Here is a 17,385-nt window from a genome sequence, read left to right on the forward strand (position 1 = left end):
CAACGCGATGAGTGATGCGATCTACAGCAGTCCCGGCCTGCGGCTCGCGGCCGAGGACCACCACCACCACGACTCGGCCGGCAAGGCGCTTTCGGGCTTCTGGCTGTTCATGATGAGCGACCTGATCATCTTCGGTCTGGTCTTCGCCACCTACGTCACGATGCTGCGGCCGGTCTCGCTGGCCGGCGGGCCGGGGCCGAAGGATCTCTTCGAGCTCTCCGGCGCGGCCTGGGAGACGGCGGCGCTGCTGGCGTCGAGCTTCACCTTCGGCCTGGCCTCGCTGGCGATCAAGTACGAGCGCAGCAAGACCGAGGTCGTCGGCTGGCTGGTCGTGACGCTGCTGCTGGGCCTCGCCTTCCTCGGCCTCGAGGTGCGGGAATTCGCCCACATGTTCGCCGAGGGCGCGGTGCCCCAGCGTTCGGGCTTCCTGTCGGCCTTCTTCGGCCTGGTGCCGCTGCACGGCGCCCACGTCACCGCCGGCAGCCTGTGGCTGATCATCATGCTGGTGCAGATCGCCACCCTGGGCCTGACCGACGCGGTCAAGTCGCGCATGGTCCGGCTGGCGCTGTTCTGGCACTTCCTGGACATCATCTGGATCGGGATCTTCTCGATCGTCTATCTCGCGGGGATCACGCTATGAGCTCTCACGCAACCACTTCGAGCAACATGAGCCCGGAAGAGGCCTACCGCCACGACCTGCGCGGCTATGTCATCGGGCTCGGCCTCGCCATCCTGCTGACCGTCATTCCCTTCGGCCTTGTGGCCTGGGGCGGGGCCAGCGTCTCGGTGGTGATGGCGACGCTGGCGGTGCTCGGCCTGATTCAGGTCGTGGTCCATGTCCGCTACTTCCTGCATGTCGACTTCAGCCCCGAGCGGCGCGAGGACCTGCACCTGATCCTGTTCTCGGCCCTGCTGCTGGTGATCATGGTGGCCGGCACGATCTGGATTATGGTCAACCTCGCCACGCGGATGATGTGATCCGCTGACACAATTGCGCACCGCCCGGCCGCCGGGCGGCGCCATTCCGGAAAATCGCGCGAACATGCCCCGGGCGGCGTCCGGCCGGGGCCAAGATCGGGGGACGGCCCCGCAATCAACCGTCCCCCGAACCCCTGCCTGCCGCGCCTGGCGGGCAGGGGCCTTTCCCGGGCAGGGCCCGGTATCCCTTCTTCCGAAGCTTGCCGGCCGCGCCGTCAGAGTCTCCGCCAGACACAAGGCTGTCACGCGCGCGTGACGCGTTCAAGAGGCCGCGTTGCGTCGCTGCCCGGGCCGTGTTTGCGCAGGATCAAGGTTGAAGGACGGCGTCCCCGCTACCATTTTATCGGGTGGATACACCATGGGGGGACATGCGTGTGCTGCGGAAACTGACATGGGGCGCCCTCGTCGTCGTCACGCCTGTGGCGACGGTTCTGGTCTTGCGCGGTGCCGTCGGCAGCGCGGCAGCGGTGCTTCTCGCGCCGCTCTACATGCGCGCCGCGATCAATGTCGCCGATGTCTTCTGGCTCAGCTTCACCGGCGCGCCGCTGATCGGCCGCGGGGCTGAGCGTGGCCCGGGTGTGCAGGCGGAACCTACTGAAATCGATGAGATTTCCGGGGAAGGCGGCTCATTCTCCCTGCGCCTGCCGTCGAGCGACGAAGCCCTCTACCGCCGCGACCTGGAGATGACGCTGCGAAGCCGCGGCGACGCGGTCGGGCCGCGGCTGTTCCGGATGATGCGCAAGTCCCATATCCGGCAAGCGGCGCTCGATCGCTGGCTGGTCTACGCATTGCGCTACCCGTCGGCGATCGCGAATCACAACGGCCGGCCGGCGCCGCGGGCGCTGCCGCCGCCTGCCGCCGAAAGGACGATCAAGGCCGGCTAGGCCCCGTCCTAGAGCAGCCGCTCGATCAGGCTTGCCTTGTCGTGCAGCGCCTCGGCGCCCTTGCGGATGGCGTGATCGGCCGAGGCGAAATCGAGCGCGTTGAGCCCCACCAGGTCGACATCGATCATCACGTTGGGCGGATCGCCGGCCAGCCGGCTGCGCCGGATCTGGTCGGTCATCACGTCGATCGCGGCGGAAAGCACGTCGAGATAGGCCGGCGGCCGCGGCGTCGGCCGGGCGGTGGCGGCAAGGTAGCGTTCGGCCACCGGGCGCAGCGGCGGGGGCAGGGCGGCCAGCACGTTCTCCAGTCCGTAATCCGGCGGGTGCGGCGTCTCGGGCACGCCGCGGCGCGGGGCGTAGAGCTTGGAATTGGGATTGACCGCGATGATGACGTCGGCCCCCAGCGCCCGGCAGGCCGAGACCGGGATCGGGTTGCTCATGCCGCCATCCATCAGCCAGCGCCCGTCCTTCCAGATCGGCGACAGGATGCCGGGAATGCCGATCGAGGCGCGGATGGCGCCGACCAGGTCGCCCTCGCGCAGCCAGACCTCGCAGCCGGCATAAAGGTCGCTGGCCACCGCGATGAAGGGCTTTTCGGTCTCGGCGAAACTCTCGGCGAACCCCAGCTCGCGCAGCGCCTCGGCGATCGCCTGGCCCTCGATCAGCCCGCCCGAGGTCAGGTTGAGATCGATCATCCGGGCGACGGCCAGCTGGCTCAGCCCGCGCGCGAAGCCCTCGAGCTCGTCCAGCGCGCCCGAGACATAGGCACCGCCGACCAGCGCGCCCATCGAGGTGCCGCAGACGATGTCGGGCACGACGCCGATCTCGTGCAGCGCCCGCAGCACGCCGATATGGCTCCATCCCCGCGCCCCGCCGCTGCCCAGGGCCAGCCCGATCTTCACCGCCATCGCCTCCTGCGCCTCCATCTTCCGCCTGGCGCATCATTTCGCGCCGCGCCGGTCACGGCAAGGTGTCGCGGCCCGTTCCCGTCGCGCCTCGCCCCTTGACCTCGGCGCCGCGCGGTGACTGAAAGGAGGGCAGACCCGTTCCGCGGTCGGGGCGGGCAGCCGGAGGGAATGCCCTTGAACGAATTGCCAGAGACCTCCGCGATCCCCGTCATGTCCTCGGGCATGCCCCCGGGCGCGACCGTCGACAGCCTGCGCGCCGAGGTGCTGCGCCACCTGAGCTTCACCATCGCCAAGGATCCCGGCCATGCCAGCCTGCACGACTGGCGGATGGCGCTGTCCTACGCGATCCGCGATCACATCGTCACGCCGTGGTACGCCTCGACCCGCCGGACCTGGGACGAGGACCGCAAGCGGGTCTATTACCTGTCGATGGAATACCTGATCGGCCGCGTGCTCGAGGATGCCGCGATCAATCTCGGGCTGCGCGACATGGCGCGGGAGGTGATCGAGGGGCTGGGGGTCGATTTCAACGCCCTGGTCGAGGACGAGCCCGACGCCGCGCTCGGCAATGGCGGGCTCGGGCGGCTGGCGGCCTGCTTCATGGAGAGCATGGCGACGCTGGGCTGCCCGGCCTACGGCTACGGGCTGCGCTACGAGCACGGGCTGTTCCGCCAGCGGTTCGAAGGCGGCCGCCAGGTCGAGACGCCCGAGGACTGGCTGGTGACGACCAACCCGTGGGAATTCGACCGGCCCGAAAGCGCCTATACCGTCGGTTTCAAGGGCCATGTCGAAAGCCGCGACGGCCGCGATGTCTGGGTCCCGGGCGAGACCGTCACCGCCTCGGCCCATGACACGCCGGTGGTCGGCTGGCAGGGTCGCTGGGCCAACACCCTGCGACTGTGGTCGGCCAAGCCGACGACGCTGTTCGACCTCGAACGCTTCAACCGCGGCGATTACGCGGCCGCGACCGAGCCGGAACAACTGGCCCGCACCATCTGCCGCGTGCTCTATCCCGACGACACCACCTATGCCGGCAAGGAGCTGCGGCTGAAGCAGGAATTCTTCCTCACCTCGGCCGCGCTGCAGGACATCCTGCGCCGCTACTGCTACACCCACAAGGATCTCGGCCGGCTGCCGGAGCGGGTGGCGATCCAGATGAACGACACCCACCCGGCCATCGCCGGGCCCGAGCTGATCCGGCTCCTGACCGACAAGCATGGCGTGGATTTCGACGCCGCGATGGATGTCGCCCGCAAGGTGCTGGGCTTCACCAACCACACATTGCTGCCAGAGGCGCTGGAGCGTTGGTCGACCTATCTGTTCGGCAATGTCCTGCCGCGTCACATGCAGATCATCGAGCGGATCGACAGCTGGCACCGCCGGACCTATCCGCGGCCGCATTTCGTCGGCATCGTCAAGCATCACGAGGTGCGGATGGGCGAGCTCGCCTTCATCATGTCGCACAAGGTCAACGGCGTCTCGGCGCTGCATTCCAAGCTGGTGAAGTCGTCGCTGTTCCCGGAACTCTCGGCCCTGCATCCCGACCGCGTCGTCAACCAGACCAACGGGGTGACGCCGCGGCGCTGGCTCAACCTGTGCAACCGGCCGCTGGCGGGGCTGATCACCGAGACGATCGGCGACGGCTGGCAGGCCGATCTCGACCGGCTGCACGAACTGGAACCGCATGTCGAGGAGGCCGGCTTCCGCGACGCCTTCGCCGCGGCCAAGCGGGCCAACAAGGTGGCGCTGACCGGCTGGATCAAGGACCGGACCGGGGTGGTGGTCAGCCCCGACGCGCTGTTCGACGTCCAGGTCAAGCGCATCCACGAATACAAGCGCCAGCTGATGAACGTGCTGCAGACCATCGCCCATTGGCACGCGATCCGGCAGGACCCGCAGGCCGACTGGGTGCCGCGGGTCAAGATCTTCGGCGGCAAGTCGGCGCCGGGCTATTTCGTCGCCAAGGAGATCATCCACCTGATCAACGACACCGCCCGGGTCATCAATGCCGACCCGGTTGTCGGCGACCGGCTCAAGGTGGTCTATCCGGCGAATTACAATGTCTCGATGGCCGAGAAGCTGATCCCGGCCGCCGACCTGTCGGAGCAGATCTCGACCGCCGGCAAGGAGGCCTCGGGCACCGGCAACATGAAGTTCATGATGAACGGTGCGCCGACCATCGGCACCCTCGACGGCGCCAATGTCGAGATCCGCGAACAGGTCGGGGCCGAGAACTTCTTTCTCTTCGGCATGACCACCGAGCAGGTGGCCGAGCGGCGCAAGGACCCGGACCACGCCCGCCATGCCATCGAGGCGAGCCAGCCGCTGCAGGACGTGCTGCAGATGCTGGCCGAGGGCCGGTTCAGCCCGGACCACCCCGACCGCTATCACGGCGTGGTCGACCGGGTCTGGCACCACGACTATTTCCTCGTCGCCTCGGACTTCGCCGCCTACCACGCCGCCCAGGCAGAGGTCGACGCCGCCTATCGCGACCCGGCGCGCTGGTGGCGGATGGCGGCCTTCAACACCGCGCGATCCGGGTTTTTCTCGTCCGACCGCACGATACGTGGCTATATGCAGGAGATATGGTCAACGGAATCGGCCCTTTAGCGGGCGGAAAGGAACCATGGCCAAGGGCAGGCAAAAGGGCGGGGTGCAGGGCGCCGAAGGGCTGATCCCGGCGGCGCAGGCACGGGCGATCGCCGATGGCGCCCATGGCGATCCCTTCGCGGTCCTGGGGCCGCACAGGCGCGGCGACAGCGTGGTGCTGGTGGTGTTCGTGCCCGGGGCCGGGCAAGTGACGGCCTTGCAGGACGGGGAAGAGATCGCGCTCGACCCGGTCCAGGCCGACGGCGTCTTCGCCGGGCTGCTGCCGCAGATGGCGCCCTACCGCCTGCGCGCCGCCAATGCCGAGGCGGAATGGGACTTCGACGATCCCTATCGTTTCGGCCCGGTGCTGGGCGAGATCGACGAATACCTGCTGGGCGAGGGCACCCATCGCCGGCTCTGGCAGGTGCTGGGTGCCCGGCCGATGACCCGCGAGGGCGTCGCCGGGGTCCATTTCGCCGTCTGGGCGCCGAATGCCGAGCGGGTCTCGGTGGTCGGCGACTTCAACATCTGGGACGGCCGCCGCCATGTCATGCGCCGGCGCGGCGCCACCGGGGTGTGGGAGATCTTCCTCCCCGGCCTCGATGAGGGCGTGGCCTACAAATACGAGATCCGCGGCCAGGGCGGGGCGCGGCTGCCGCTGAAAGCCGATCCCGTCGGCTTCGGCGCCGAGCATCCGCCGGCCACCGCCTCGATCGTCCGCCGCCTGCCCGAGAAGGGGGCCGATGACGGCGACTGGATGTCCCGCCGCGCCGCGCTGCAATCGGTCGAGGCCCCGATCTCGATCTACGAGGTCCACCTCGGCAGCTGGCGCCGGGCCGACCACGGGATGCGGCCGCTGTCCTATCTCGAACTCGCCGATGAGCTGGTCGACTATGCCGCCGGGATGGGCTTCACCCATATCGAGCTGCTGCCGGTCTCGGAACACCCGTTCGACGACTCCTGGGGCTACCAGCCGATCGGCCTCTACGCCCCCACCGTCCGCCACGGCACTCCGCAGGAATTCCGCGCCCTGGTCGCCGCCGCCCATCGCAAGGGGCTGGGGGTGATCCTCGACTGGGTGCCGGGCCATTTCCCGACCGACGAACACGGGCTCGGCCGCTTCGACGGCACCGCGCTTTACGAGCATGCCGACCCGCGCGAGGGCTTCCACCACGACTGGAACACCCTGATCTACAACTATGGTCGAAGAGAGGTTGCCAACTACCTGATTTCCAACGCGCTCTACTGGCTCGAGGAATACGGCGCCGATGGCCTCAGGGTCGATGCCGTGGCCTCGATGCTCTATCGCGACTACAGCCGGGCCGAGGGCGAATGGCTGCCCAACGTCCAGGGCGGGCGCGAGAATCTCGAAGCGATCGACCTGCTGCAGCGGATGAACACCATCACCTATGGCGAGGTGCCGGGCATCCTGACCGCGGCCGAGGAGAGCACCTCCTATCCCGGCGTCTCGCACCCGGTCGATGCCGGCGGGCTCGGCTTCGGCTACAAGTGGAACATGGGCTGGATGAACGATACCCTGTCCTACATCCAGAAGGACCCGATCTACCGCAAGCATCACCACCACCAGATGACCTTCGGGCTGCTCTACGGCTTCTCGGAGAACTTCATCCTGCCGATCAGCCACGACGAGGTGGTGCACGGCAAGGGCAGCATGATCGCCAAGATGCCGGGCGAGGGCGACGACAAGTTCGCCAACCTGCGTGCCTATTACAGCTTCATGTGGACCCATCCGGGCAAGAAGCTGCTGTTCATGGGCTGCGAATTCGCACAGGGGCGGGAATGGGCCCATCAGCGCAGCCTCGACTGGCACCAGCTCGAGATGGCCCAGCATCGCGGCATCCAGGCGCTGGTGCGCGATCTCAACCGGCTCTACCGCGAGACGCCGGCGCTGCATGTCAATGATTGCCGGTCCGAGGGCTTCGAATGGCTCGAGGCCAACGATGCCGACCGCTCGGTCTATGCCTATCTCCGCCATGGCAGGGCCGGCGACGCGCCGGTCGCGGTGGCGCTCAATTTCACCCCGGTCGAGCGCACGGGCTATCGCCTCGGCCTGCCGGCGGCGGGGGGTTGGGAAGAGATTTTTAACTCCGATGCCGCCTATTACGGCGGCGGCAACCGGGGCAACATGGGCGGCGTGACGGCCGAGGCCAACCCGTGGCACGGCCAGGCCCAGTCGGCCACCGTCACGTTGCCGCCATTATCCGCCGTCATTTTCCGCCAGAAGGCGCCCGCCTGCGAGTGACGGTTTCAAGGGGAGGATTTCATGCAGCCAAGACCGAACCCGCGCCTGTCGAGCCAGGCCATGGCCTTCATCCTGGCCGGCGGCCGCGGCAGCCGGCTGAAGGAACTGACCGACAAGCGGGCGAAGCCGGCCGTCTATTTCGGCGGCAAGGCCCGGATCATCGATTTCGCCCTCTCCAACGCGCTCAATTCCGGCATCCGCAAGATGGCGGTGGCGACGCAATACAAGGCCCACAGCCTGATCCGCCACATGCAGCGCGGCTGGGGCTTCTTCCGGGCCGAGCGCAACGAGTATCTCGACATCCTGCCCGCCAGCCAGCGGGTGAGCGAAAACAAGTGGTACATGGGCACGGCCGACGCGGTGACCCAGAATATCGACATCGTCGACAGCTACGAGGTGAAATACGTCATCATCCTGGCCGGCGACCATGTCTACAAGATGGATTACGAGATCATGCTGCGCCAGCATGCCGAGAGCGGGGCGGATGTCACCGTCGGCTGCCTGACGGTGCCGCGCGCCGACGCCTCGGCCTTCGGGGTGATGGATGTCGACCGCACCGGGCGGATCACCAGGTTCCTCGAGAAACCCGAGGACCCGCCGGGGATGCCGGGCGATCCCGACAATTCGCTGGCCTCGATGGGGATCTACGTCTTCGACTGGGATTTCCTGCGCGACCGGCTGATCGCCGATGCCGAGGACGGCAATTCGAGCCACGATTTCGGCCATGACATCATCCCCGAGATCGTCAAGTCGGGTCGGGCGATGGCGCACAGGTTCTCGGAAAGCTGCGTCATGTCGGGGCTGGAGAGCGAACCCTACTGGCGCGATGTCGGCACCATCGACGCCTTCTGGCGCGCCAATATCGACCTGACCGATTTCGTCCCCAAGCTCGACATCTACGACAATGCCTGGCCGATCTGGACCTATGCCGAGCTGGTGCCGCCGGCCAAGTTCATCCATGACGAGGAGGACCGGCGCGGCAGCGCGGTGTCGTCGCTGGTGGCGGGCGACTGCATCGTCTCGGGCTCGGAGATCCGCAACTCGCTGCTGTTCACCGGGGTGCGGACGCACAGCTACTCGGCGCTCGAATATGTCGTGGCGCTGCCCTACGTGACCGTCAACCGCAAGGCGCAGCTGAGGAATTGCGTCCTCGACCGCGGCGTGGTGATCCCCGACGGGCTGGTGGTCGGCGCGGACCCGGAAGAGGATGCGCGCTGGTTCCGGCGCAGCGCGGGCGGGGTGGTGCTGATCACCCAGGCGATGATCGAGGCGCGGGCGGCGGCGCTGGAGTGAGTTCGGAGCGCCCGGATAGGCCGGGGGGCCAGCCCCCCGGACCCCCCGGGATATTTGCGTGAAGATGAAAGGGAACAGGTATGGCAGGGCGAGTGCTGTCGGTGGCGTCGGAATGCGTGCCGCTGGTCAAGACGGGCGGGCTGGCCGATGTGGTCGGGGCGCTGCCGGGGGCGCTGGCCGGGCAGGGCTGGCAGATGCGGGTGCTGCTGCCGGCCTATCCCGGGCTGGTCGACCGGCTGGGCGGGGCGCAGCAGGTCTGGCAGGAGGCGGATCTGTTCGGCGCTCCGGCGCGGGTGCTGGCGGGCCGGGTGGCCGGGCTCGACATGCTGCTGCTCGATGCGCCGCATCTGTTCGACCGCCCCGGCGGGCCCTATTCCGTCGATGGTCGCGACCATGCCGACAATCCCGAGCGTTTCGCGGCGCTGAGCTGGGCGGCGGCGGCGATCGCGCGCGACGGGCTGGCCGATGGCTGGAAACCGGAGGTGCTGCACGCCCATGACTGGCAGGCCGGGCTGGCGCCGGCCTATCTGCGCTATCACGGCGTCGAGGGGGTGGCCTCGGTGCTGACCATCCACAACATCGCCTTCCAGGGCTTGGCCGATGCCGGCCTGCTGTCCGCGCTGCGTCTGCCGGGCGCCGAATTCCATGCCGACGCCCTGGAATACTACGGCAATATCAGCGCGTTGAAGGCCGGTCTTGTGACCGCGGACGCGATCACCACGGTCAGCCCGACCTATGCCGAGGAACTGATGCGGCCGGAATTCGGCCTCGGGCTGGAGGGGGTGATCGCGGCGCGGGCGGAGCGGATGCATGGCATTCTCAACGGCGTCGACACCGCGGTCTGGAACCCGGAGACCGACCCGGAGGTTCACCCTTTCGGCCTGCGCAGCCTCGGGCGCAAGGCGGCCAACCGGGCGGCGCTGGCGGCGGAATTCGGGCTCGAGGTGCCGGGGCCGCTGGCCATCGTCGTCAGCCGGCTGACCGACCAGAAGGGCATCGACCTGATCCCGCCGGTGCTGGAGGATTTCGTCGCCGCCGGCGGCGGGCTGGCGGTGCTGGGCTCGGGCTATCCGCAGCTCGAGGCGGCGATGCGGGCGGCGGCGGCGCGCTTCCCGGGCCGGGTCGGGGTTCATATCGGCTATGACGAGGCGCTGAGCCACCGCATGTTCGCCGGCGCCGACGCGGTGCTGGTGCCGTCGCGCTTCGAGCCCTGCGGCCTGACCCAGATGTACGGGCTGCGCTACGGCGCGCTGCCGGTGGTGGCGGCGACCGGCGGGCTGGCCGATACCGTGATCACCGCCAACCCGGCGGCGCTGGCGGCGGGGGCGGCGACCGGGATCGCCTTCCACCCGACCGACGCGCTGGCCTTTTCCCAGGCGCTGCGCCGGCTGGTCGCGCTTCATGCGCAACCGAAGCTCTGGCAATCGCTGGTCAGAACGGCGATGAAGCAGCCGGTGGGCTGGGAGATGTCTTCCGCCCGTTACGCCGCCCTGTATGAAAGTCTCTGCCATTGAGCGTCGCGCCGCGAACCGTTCCCAGCAAGTTGCGCACCCATCCGGCGCGGCCCGGCAGGCCGTGGCCGCTGGGGGCGACATTCGACGGCGAGGGGGTGAATTTCGCGGTCTTCTCGGCCCATGCCGAGGCGATGGAGCTGTGCCTGTTCTCCGACGACGGCCGGCGCGAGCGGGCGCGGCTGCCGATCTGCGAGCGGGACGGCGATGTCTGGCACGTCCATGTCGCCGGGCTGACGCCGGGCACCGTCTACGGCTACCGCGCCCACGGGCCCTACGCCCCCGAGGCCGGCCACCGCTTCAACCCCAACAAGCTGCTGCTCGACCCTTACGCCCGGGCGCTGAGCGGGCGGCTGAAATGGTCGGACGCGCTGATGGGCTACCGCGTCGGCAGTTCGCGCGCCGACCTGTCCTTCGACAGCCGCGACAGCGCCTTCGCGATGCCGAAATCGGTGGTCACCGCGCCGCTCCATCCCGCCAACGGTCACCGGCCGGACGTTCCGCTCGAGCAGACGGTGATCTACGAGGCCCATGTCAAGGGCATGACCGCCGGCCACCCGCATGTGCCGCCGGGGCTGCGCGGCACGTTCCTGGGGATGTCGAGCGAGCCGGTGCTCGACCACCTGACGAAACTGGGGGTGACGACGGTCGAGCTGATGCCGGTCCAGGCCTTCCTCGACGACCGCTTCCTGGTCTCGCGGGGGTTGCGCAACTACTGGGGCTACCAGACCATCGGCTTCTTCGCGCCCGAGCCGCGCTACATGAGCCAGGGCGCGGTGTGGGAGTTTCAGGCCATGGTCCGGCGCTTCCATGCCGCCGGGATCGAGGTCATCCTCGACGTCGTCTACAATCATACCGGCGAGGGCGACGAGCTGGGCCCGACCCTGAGCTTCCGCGGCCTCGACAATCGCAGCTACTACCTGCTCAAGCCCGATGACGAACGCCACTACCTCAACCCGACCGGCACCGGCAATGCGCTCAACCTGAGCCACCCGATGGTGCTGCGGATGGTGATGGACAGCTTGCGCTACTGGGCCGAGATTTGCCATGTCGACGGTTTCCGCTTCGACCTCGCCACCGTGCTGGCGCGCGAGGCCGGCGGCTTCGACGTCTCGGGCGGGTTCCTCGACGCGCTGCGCCAGGACCCGGTGCTGGGCCGGCTCAAGCTGATCGCCGAGCCCTGGGACCTGGGGCCGGGCGGCTACCAGCTCGGCTCCTGGCCGCATCCTTTCCTGGAATGGAACGACCGCTTCCGCGACGGCGTCCGGCGCTACTGGCGCGGCGATGCCGGGATGGCGCCGGACCTGGCCAAGCGGCTGCTGGGATCGGCCGAGCGTTTCGACCACGGCCACCGCGCCGCGACCTCCTCGGTCAATTTCATCACCGCCCATGACGGCTACACGCTGGAAGACGTGGTCAGCTATGTCGCGCGCCACAACGAGGCCAATGGCGAGGACAACCACGACGGCCATCACGAGAACTACTCGGACAATTTCGGCATCGAGGGCCCGACAGAAGACAGCAAGATCCGCGCCGCCCGCGATGCGCGCAAGCGGGCGATGCTGGCGACGCTGATGCTGAGCCAGGGCACGCCGATGCTGCTGTCCGGCGACGAGATCGGCAACAGCCAGCGGGGCAACAACAATGCCTATGCCCAGGACAACGCCACCGGCTGGATCGACTGGGACAATGCCGACCAGGCGCTCTGCGCCTTCGTCGCCCGGCTGATCCGGCTGCGCAAGGCCCATCCGGTGCTGCGCCAGCGCCACTTCCTGCATTCGCGCCGGCGCTCGGGCGACGACATGCCTGACCTGCTGTGGCGCCGGGCCGACGGCAGGACGCCGACAGCAGCCGATTGGGACGATCCAGAGTGGAAGACGCTCTGCGTCGAGATCCGGGTCGCCTCCGAAACCCCGACACCCGTGTTGCCCGAGGACGCGGTCTTTGCCATCTTCAATGCCGGGCCGGCGGCGCTGGTCGTGTTGCCCGAACTTCCGGCGCGCCATCACTGGCGCTTCCTGCTCGACACCACGGCGCCGGAGGCGGCCGAGGCGCCGCATCGGGGGGCGAACGTGTCGGTGCCGGCCGGGGCGGTGGTGGTTCTGGCCCGCGCCAGGGATCGATAAAGAAGAATTGACAGGAGAGAGGCAGGATGCCCGCAGTCACCCACGAAACCCAGCCGATCGAGGGCCAGAAACCCGGCACATCGGGCCTGCGCAAGAAGACCCCGGTCTTCACCCATCGCCATTACCTGCAGAACTTCGTCCAGTCGATCTTCGACGCCATCGGCGGTGCGGCGGGCAAGACCTTCGTGCTGGGCGGCGACGGGCGCTTCTTCAACGACAAGGCGGCGCAGGTGATCCTCAAGATGGCCGCCGCCAACGGCGCGGCGCGGGTGATCGTCGGTTGTGACGCGCTGCTGTCGACGCCGGCGGCCTCGCACCTGATCCGGCTCAACAAGGCCGATGGCGGCATCATCCTATCGGCCAGCCACAATCCCGGCGGGCCGCAGGCCGATTTCGGCGTCAAGTACAACATCGCCAATGGCGGCCCGGCGCCGGAAGCGGTGACCGAGGCGATCCACGCCCGGACGCAGCAGATCACCGAATACCGGATCTCGGATACCGACGGCATCGACCTGGGCAGCACCGGCGAGCAGACGCTGGACGACATGGTGGTCGAGGTGGTCGACCCGGTCGCCGATTACGCCGCGCTGATGGAAGGCCTGTTCGACTTCGACGCCATCCGCGAGATGATCGCCGGCGGCTTCACGATGCGCTTCGACGCGATGAACGCCGTCACCGGACCCTACGCGACCGAGATCCTGGAAAACCGGCTCGGCCTGCCCGCGGGCACGGTGATGCATGGCAGCCCGAAACCCGATTTCGGCGGCATGCATCCCGATCCCAACCCGCATTGGGCCAGGGGGCTGATGGACGAGATGATGGGGGCTGAGGCGCCCGATTTCGGCGCTGCCTCGGATGGTGACGGCGACCGCAACATGATCCTCGGCCGCGGAATCTACGTCTCGCCGTCGGACAGCCTTGCCGTGCTGGCAGCCAACGCCCACCTGGCGCCGGGCTACAAGGCCGGGCTCAAGGGCGTGGCGCGCTCGATGCCGACCTCGACGGCGGTCGACCGGGTGGCCGAGGCGCTGGGGATCGAGGCCTACGAGACGCCGACCGGCTGGAAGTTCTTCGGCAACCTGCTCGATGCCGGCAAGGCGACGATCTGCGGCGAGGAGAGCTTCGGCACCGGCTCGGACCACGTGCGCGAGAAGGACGGGCTCTGGGCGGTGCTGCTGTGGCTCAACATCCTCGCCGTGCGCGGCCAGAGCGTGGCCGAGATCCTTGCCGATCACTGGCGGCGCTTCGGCCGCAATTACTACAGCCGCCACGATTTCGAGGCGCTGGATACCAAGGCGGCCGAGCAGATGATGCACGAGCTGCATGCCGACCTGCCGACCCTGATGGGGACCGAGATCGAGGGCATGCGGATCGCCTCGGCGGACGATTTCGCCTATACCGACCCGGTCGACGGTTCGGTCAGCCGCGCCCAGGGGGTACGGATCCGGTTCGAGGACGGCGCGCGGATCGTGCTGCGCCTGTCGGGCACCGGCACCTCGGGGGCGACGCTGCGGCTCTACCTCGAACGCTACGAGCCCGACCCGGCGAAGCACGGGCTCGATCCGCAGGAGGCGCTGGCGCCGGTGATCCGCGCCGCCCATGCCCTGGCCGCCATCCGCCACCAGATCGGCCGCGACCAGCCCAACGTCATCACCTGAGGCGGGGGCTGGGGACGGCAGCGGCGGCCGAGCGGGCCGGGCGTGCTGGCCGGGCGCAGGGGGCCGTCTGCCCCCCCTGCGCCGTGTGCCCGGGGGTGCGCCCGTTCGCAGGCGAAACGCTCCACCGGAGCGTTTCCGGGGCGCCTGCTCACCCCCGGGGATATTGGCGAGCAGAAAGTGGGAAGGGTCTTCAGCCGAGGCTGGCGAGATGGGCGGCGCAGCCGGTCAGGGCGGCGTAGTCGTCCTCGATCACCGAGACCGGGAAGCTTGTCATCAGCTCGGAGAAGCGGCCCTTGTCGCGGAACGCCGCGGCAAAGCCGAATTCGGCCAGGTGCGGGGTGAAGGCGCGGGCGACGCCGCCGCAGAGGAAGATGCCGCCGAAGGGCAGGTGGATCAGGGCGAGATCGCCGGCCACGGCGCCGAACAGGCGGACGAAATGCGCGACCGTTTCCCGCGCGCGCGGGTCGTCCCCCATCGTCGCCATGATCTCGGCCGCCTTCTTCCCGGCCGGGTGGCCGGCCTCGCGGCTGACGAACTGGTAGAGCCGTTCGAAGCCGCGGCCCGACAGCACGTCCTCGACGCCGGGGAAGCCATGCGCGGTCTCGACGAATTGCGACAGGCGCAGGTCGGCCTCGGTCCGGGCGGGCAGGGTGACGTGGCCGCATTCCGAGGCGGCGACGACCCGGCCCCAGCGGGTCTCGTGCACCGGGGCGGCGTTGAAGCCGGTGCCGACGCCGATCACCAGCCTGGCGGCGTCGGCGGCGGGTTCGGGGCCGGTCAGGACCGGGCGCAGCATGTCGGGGGCGAGATGGCCGAGCGTATGGCCCTGGGCCTCGAGATCGTTGAGGATGGCGACGGTTTCCGCCTTCGCCGCCCGCGCCAGCGTCCTGGCATCCATGGTCCAGTCGAGATTGGTCAGCCGGCCGACCCCGTCGCGCACCGGGCCGGCGACGGCGATGCAGGCGCCGGCGCAATCGACATCGCCTTCCTCGTGCAGGTAGCGGCGCAGCACCGACTCGAGCCCCGGATGGTCGGCATTGCGGTAGCGGCGGATGGTCTCGGGCAGCAATTGCCGGCCTTCGGCCAGGGCGACGCGGGTATTGGTGCCACCGATATCGGCGACGAGCGCATAGCGGTCGGCGGCAAGCCTGGGCATCGTGACTCTCCCTCGGGCCGGACCGGCTGCCGGCCCCGGCGTGATAGGACGGTTTCGGGGCGTTTCGCAAGCGCCGGCGGGTGGCAGCGTGAGGCGGCGGGCTTGCGCCGCGCCGCCTGTCGCGCCAAAGCTGGGGCGCAGCAACAGGAGGACGACGATGCCCGCACCGGCGAACCGGCTCAAACAGGCCCTGGCGAAGGGCGAGATGCAGATCGGGCTCTGGCTCGGCATGGGATCGACGGTGGCGGCCGAGATCGCCGCCGGCGCCGGCTATGACTGGTGCCTGATCGATGGCGAGCACGGGCCCAATACCGTGACCACGATCCGCGACCAGTTGCAGGCGATGGCCGGGCGCGGGGTCGCCGCCGTCGTCCGGGTGCCGGTGGGCGAGGACTGGGTGCTCAAGCAGGTGCTGGATGTCGGCGCGCAGTCGGTGCTGGTGCCGATGGTCGACGACGCGGCGCAGGCGGAGGCGGCGGCGCGGGCGGTGCGCTACCCGCCCGAGGGCGTGCGCGGCATGGGGGCGGCGCTGGCGCGGGCCTCGGATTACAACGCCATTCCGGATTACGTGACCACGGCGAACGGCGAGATCTGCCTGATGGTCCAGATCGAGAGCGCGAAGGCGGTCGAGAATGTCGATGCCATCGCGGCGGTCGAGGGCATCGACTGCCTCTTCGTCGGGCCGGCGGACCTGTCGGCCGACATGGGCCATCCGGGCAATCCCGGCCATCCCGACGTGGTGGCGGCGATCGAACACGCCATCGCCCGGACCCTGGCCGCGGGCAAGGCGGCGGGGATCATCACCTTCGACCCGGCGCAGTTCGCCTATTACGCCGGGCTGGGGGTGACCTTCCTCGGCGTCGGCGGCGACGTCACGGTCCTGGCCAAGGCGGTGCGGTCGCTGGCGGGCGAGGCGCGGGAAGCGGTGAAGGGCTGAGCGCATGGCGCGTGCGGGGGCTCTCTGCCCCCCCCCGCCGCCCGCGGATATTTGTGTGAAGATGAAGGGAAAGACAGGCGTCAGCCCCCGGCCTTCCGGGCGTCGAAGATGAAGCCGAGGGTGTTGAGCAGGAGCTGGGCGGCAAGGATCGCAGTCGAGCCGCTCGGGTCGTAATCCGGCGCCACCTCGACCAGGTCGAGGCCGACGATCTCGTGGGCCCGGGCGGCGCCCTGCAGCAGCTCCAGCACCTCGTAATAGAGAAAGCCGCCATGGCTGGGGGTGCCGGTGCCGGGGGCGATCGAGGGGCAGAAGCCGTCGATGTCGATCGTCAGGTAGAGCCGGGCGCCCTTGGGGATCCGGGCCAGCACCGCCTCGGTGCCGAGCTTGCGGACCTGGCGCACCGAGAGGATGTCGGAGCCCATGGCGCGGGCGGCGTCGTAGCCCTCCCTGGCCGTGGACGAGACGTTGCGGATGCCGAGCTGGCTCAGGCCGGTGACGTAAGGTTGCTCGGCGGCGCGGCGCATCGGGTTGCCGTGGCCGTGGCGGACGCCGTGGCGGGTGTCGACGAAATCGAGATGGGCGTCGATCTGCAGGATGTGGATGTCGCCGCGGCCCTCGAAGGCGCGGATGCAGGGGATGTTGACCGAATGGTCGCCGCCGATCACCACCGGGAGGGCCCTGGCGTCGAGGATGGCGCGGACCCCGGTCTCGATATTGGCATGGCTGGTCTCGGTGTCGGTATGGACGATGTCGGCGTCGCCGAGATCGACGATCCGGGTCTCGGGGCCGAGATAGGTGCGGTCGTCCTCGTGGTCGTAGGCGCCGGCATGGCCGAAGGAGAACAGCGTCGAGGCCTCGCGCACGGCGCGCGGGCCGAAGCGGGCGCCGGGGCGGAACTGGGTGCCGAAATCGAACGGCGCGCCGAGGATGGCGGCATCGGCCTCGATCCTGCTCCAGTCCTCGACGTAAGGGCGCTTGCCGAAGGTCGAGATGCCGACGAAGGGCAGGTTCAGCCGCCCGCTGTCGTAGCCATGTCCGCTCATGTCATTCCCCTCTGACTGCTGCGGCGAGACTGCGCGAGG

General features: G+C 69.0%; 13 protein-coding genes. 10 read left to right on the plus strand and 3 right to left on the minus strand.

What is annotated here, in order from left to right:
- The first annotated feature begins 7 nt into the window (after positions 1-7).
- The 3 genes from ACFOES_RS04285 (at position 8) to ACFOES_RS04295 (ending at position 1,862) form a co-directional block, all read left to right on the plus strand.
- Positions 8-640, plus strand: a complete 633-nt coding sequence (locus ACFOES_RS04285) for a cytochrome c oxidase subunit 3 (RefSeq protein ID WP_377831941.1) — start codon at positions 8-10, stop codon at positions 638-640.
- Positions 637-978: a cytochrome o ubiquinol oxidase subunit IV gene (cyoD, locus tag ACFOES_RS04290; RefSeq protein WP_377831942.1), complete on the plus strand. Its 342-nt coding sequence runs from the start codon at positions 637-639 to the stop codon at positions 976-978. Before ACFOES_RS04285 ends, cyoD begins: the two co-directional genes overlap by 4 nt.
- A gap of 374 nt (positions 979-1,352) precedes the next feature.
- Positions 1,353-1,862, plus strand: a complete 510-nt coding sequence (locus ACFOES_RS04295; protein ID WP_377831943.1) for a hypothetical protein — start codon at positions 1,353-1,355, stop codon at positions 1,860-1,862.
- Between the two features lie 8 nt (positions 1,863-1,870).
- Here the strand turns inward: ACFOES_RS04295 and ACFOES_RS04300 are convergent, their stop codons facing one another.
- On the minus strand, positions 1,871-2,788 hold the full coding sequence (locus ACFOES_RS04300; RefSeq protein ID WP_377831944.1) for a patatin-like phospholipase family protein: 918 nt from the start codon (positions 2,786-2,788) through the stop codon (positions 1,871-1,873).
- A gap of 192 nt (positions 2,789-2,980) precedes the next feature.
- On the opposite strand from ACFOES_RS04300, the gene ACFOES_RS04305 reads away from it, so the two are divergent.
- The 6 genes from ACFOES_RS04305 (at position 2,981) to ACFOES_RS04330 (ending at position 14,210) form a co-directional block, all read left to right on the plus strand.
- Complete coding sequence (locus ACFOES_RS04305) at positions 2,981-5,380, plus strand: glycogen/starch/alpha-glucan phosphorylase (protein ID WP_377831945.1); 2,400 nt, start codon at positions 2,981-2,983, stop codon at positions 5,378-5,380.
- 16 nt (positions 5,381-5,396) lie between these two features.
- Positions 5,397-7,622 (plus strand): 1,4-alpha-glucan branching protein GlgB, encoded by a 2,226-nt coding sequence (gene glgB, locus ACFOES_RS04310; RefSeq protein WP_377831946.1) that lies wholly within the window; start codon positions 5,397-5,399, stop codon positions 7,620-7,622.
- Between the two features lie 21 nt (positions 7,623-7,643).
- Complete coding sequence (gene glgC / locus ACFOES_RS04315) at positions 7,644-8,915, plus strand: glucose-1-phosphate adenylyltransferase (RefSeq protein WP_377831947.1); 1,272 nt, start codon at positions 7,644-7,646, stop codon at positions 8,913-8,915.
- A gap of 80 nt (positions 8,916-8,995) precedes the next feature.
- Entirely contained in the window at positions 8,996-10,429 is a 1,434-nt protein-coding gene (gene glgA, locus ACFOES_RS04320) for a glycogen synthase GlgA (RefSeq protein ID WP_377831948.1), read from the plus strand.
- Positions 10,426-12,552 carry a glycogen debranching protein GlgX gene (glgX, locus tag ACFOES_RS04325; RefSeq protein WP_377831949.1) on the plus strand — a complete coding sequence of 709 codons (2,127 nt, stop codon included), beginning with the start codon at positions 10,426-10,428 and terminating at the stop codon, positions 12,550-12,552. The genes glgA and glgX overlap by 4 nt, the downstream gene beginning before the upstream one ends.
- 26 nt (positions 12,553-12,578) lie before the next feature.
- A complete protein-coding gene (locus tag ACFOES_RS04330; protein ID WP_377831950.1) occupies positions 12,579-14,210 on the plus strand; it encodes an alpha-D-glucose phosphate-specific phosphoglucomutase in 1,632 nt (543 codons plus the stop codon).
- Positions 14,211-14,400: 190 nt separating this feature from the next.
- On the opposite strand, the gene ACFOES_RS04335 is transcribed toward ACFOES_RS04330, so the two are convergent.
- Positions 14,401-15,366, minus strand: a complete 966-nt coding sequence (locus tag ACFOES_RS04335; RefSeq protein ID WP_377831951.1) for a glucokinase — start codon at positions 15,364-15,366, stop codon at positions 14,401-14,403.
- A gap of 157 nt (positions 15,367-15,523) precedes the next feature.
- Between ACFOES_RS04335 and ACFOES_RS04340 the strand changes: the two genes are divergently transcribed.
- Positions 15,524-16,303 carry an HpcH/HpaI aldolase family protein gene (locus tag ACFOES_RS04340; RefSeq protein ID WP_377831952.1) on the plus strand — a complete coding sequence of 260 codons (780 nt, stop codon included), beginning with the start codon at positions 15,524-15,526 and terminating at the stop codon, positions 16,301-16,303.
- A gap of 80 nt (positions 16,304-16,383) precedes the next feature.
- Here the strand turns inward: ACFOES_RS04340 and speB are convergent, their stop codons facing one another.
- Positions 16,384-17,346, minus strand: coding sequence for an agmatinase (speB, locus tag ACFOES_RS04345; protein WP_377831953.1), 963 nt, complete (start codon positions 17,344-17,346; stop codon positions 16,384-16,386).
- Between the last annotated feature and the right edge of the window lie 39 nt (positions 17,347-17,385).

The organism is Acidimangrovimonas pyrenivorans (genome assembly GCF_042643245.1).
Taxonomy (GTDB): domain Bacteria; phylum Pseudomonadota; class Alphaproteobacteria; order Rhodobacterales; family Rhodobacteraceae; genus Acidimangrovimonas; species Acidimangrovimonas pyrenivorans.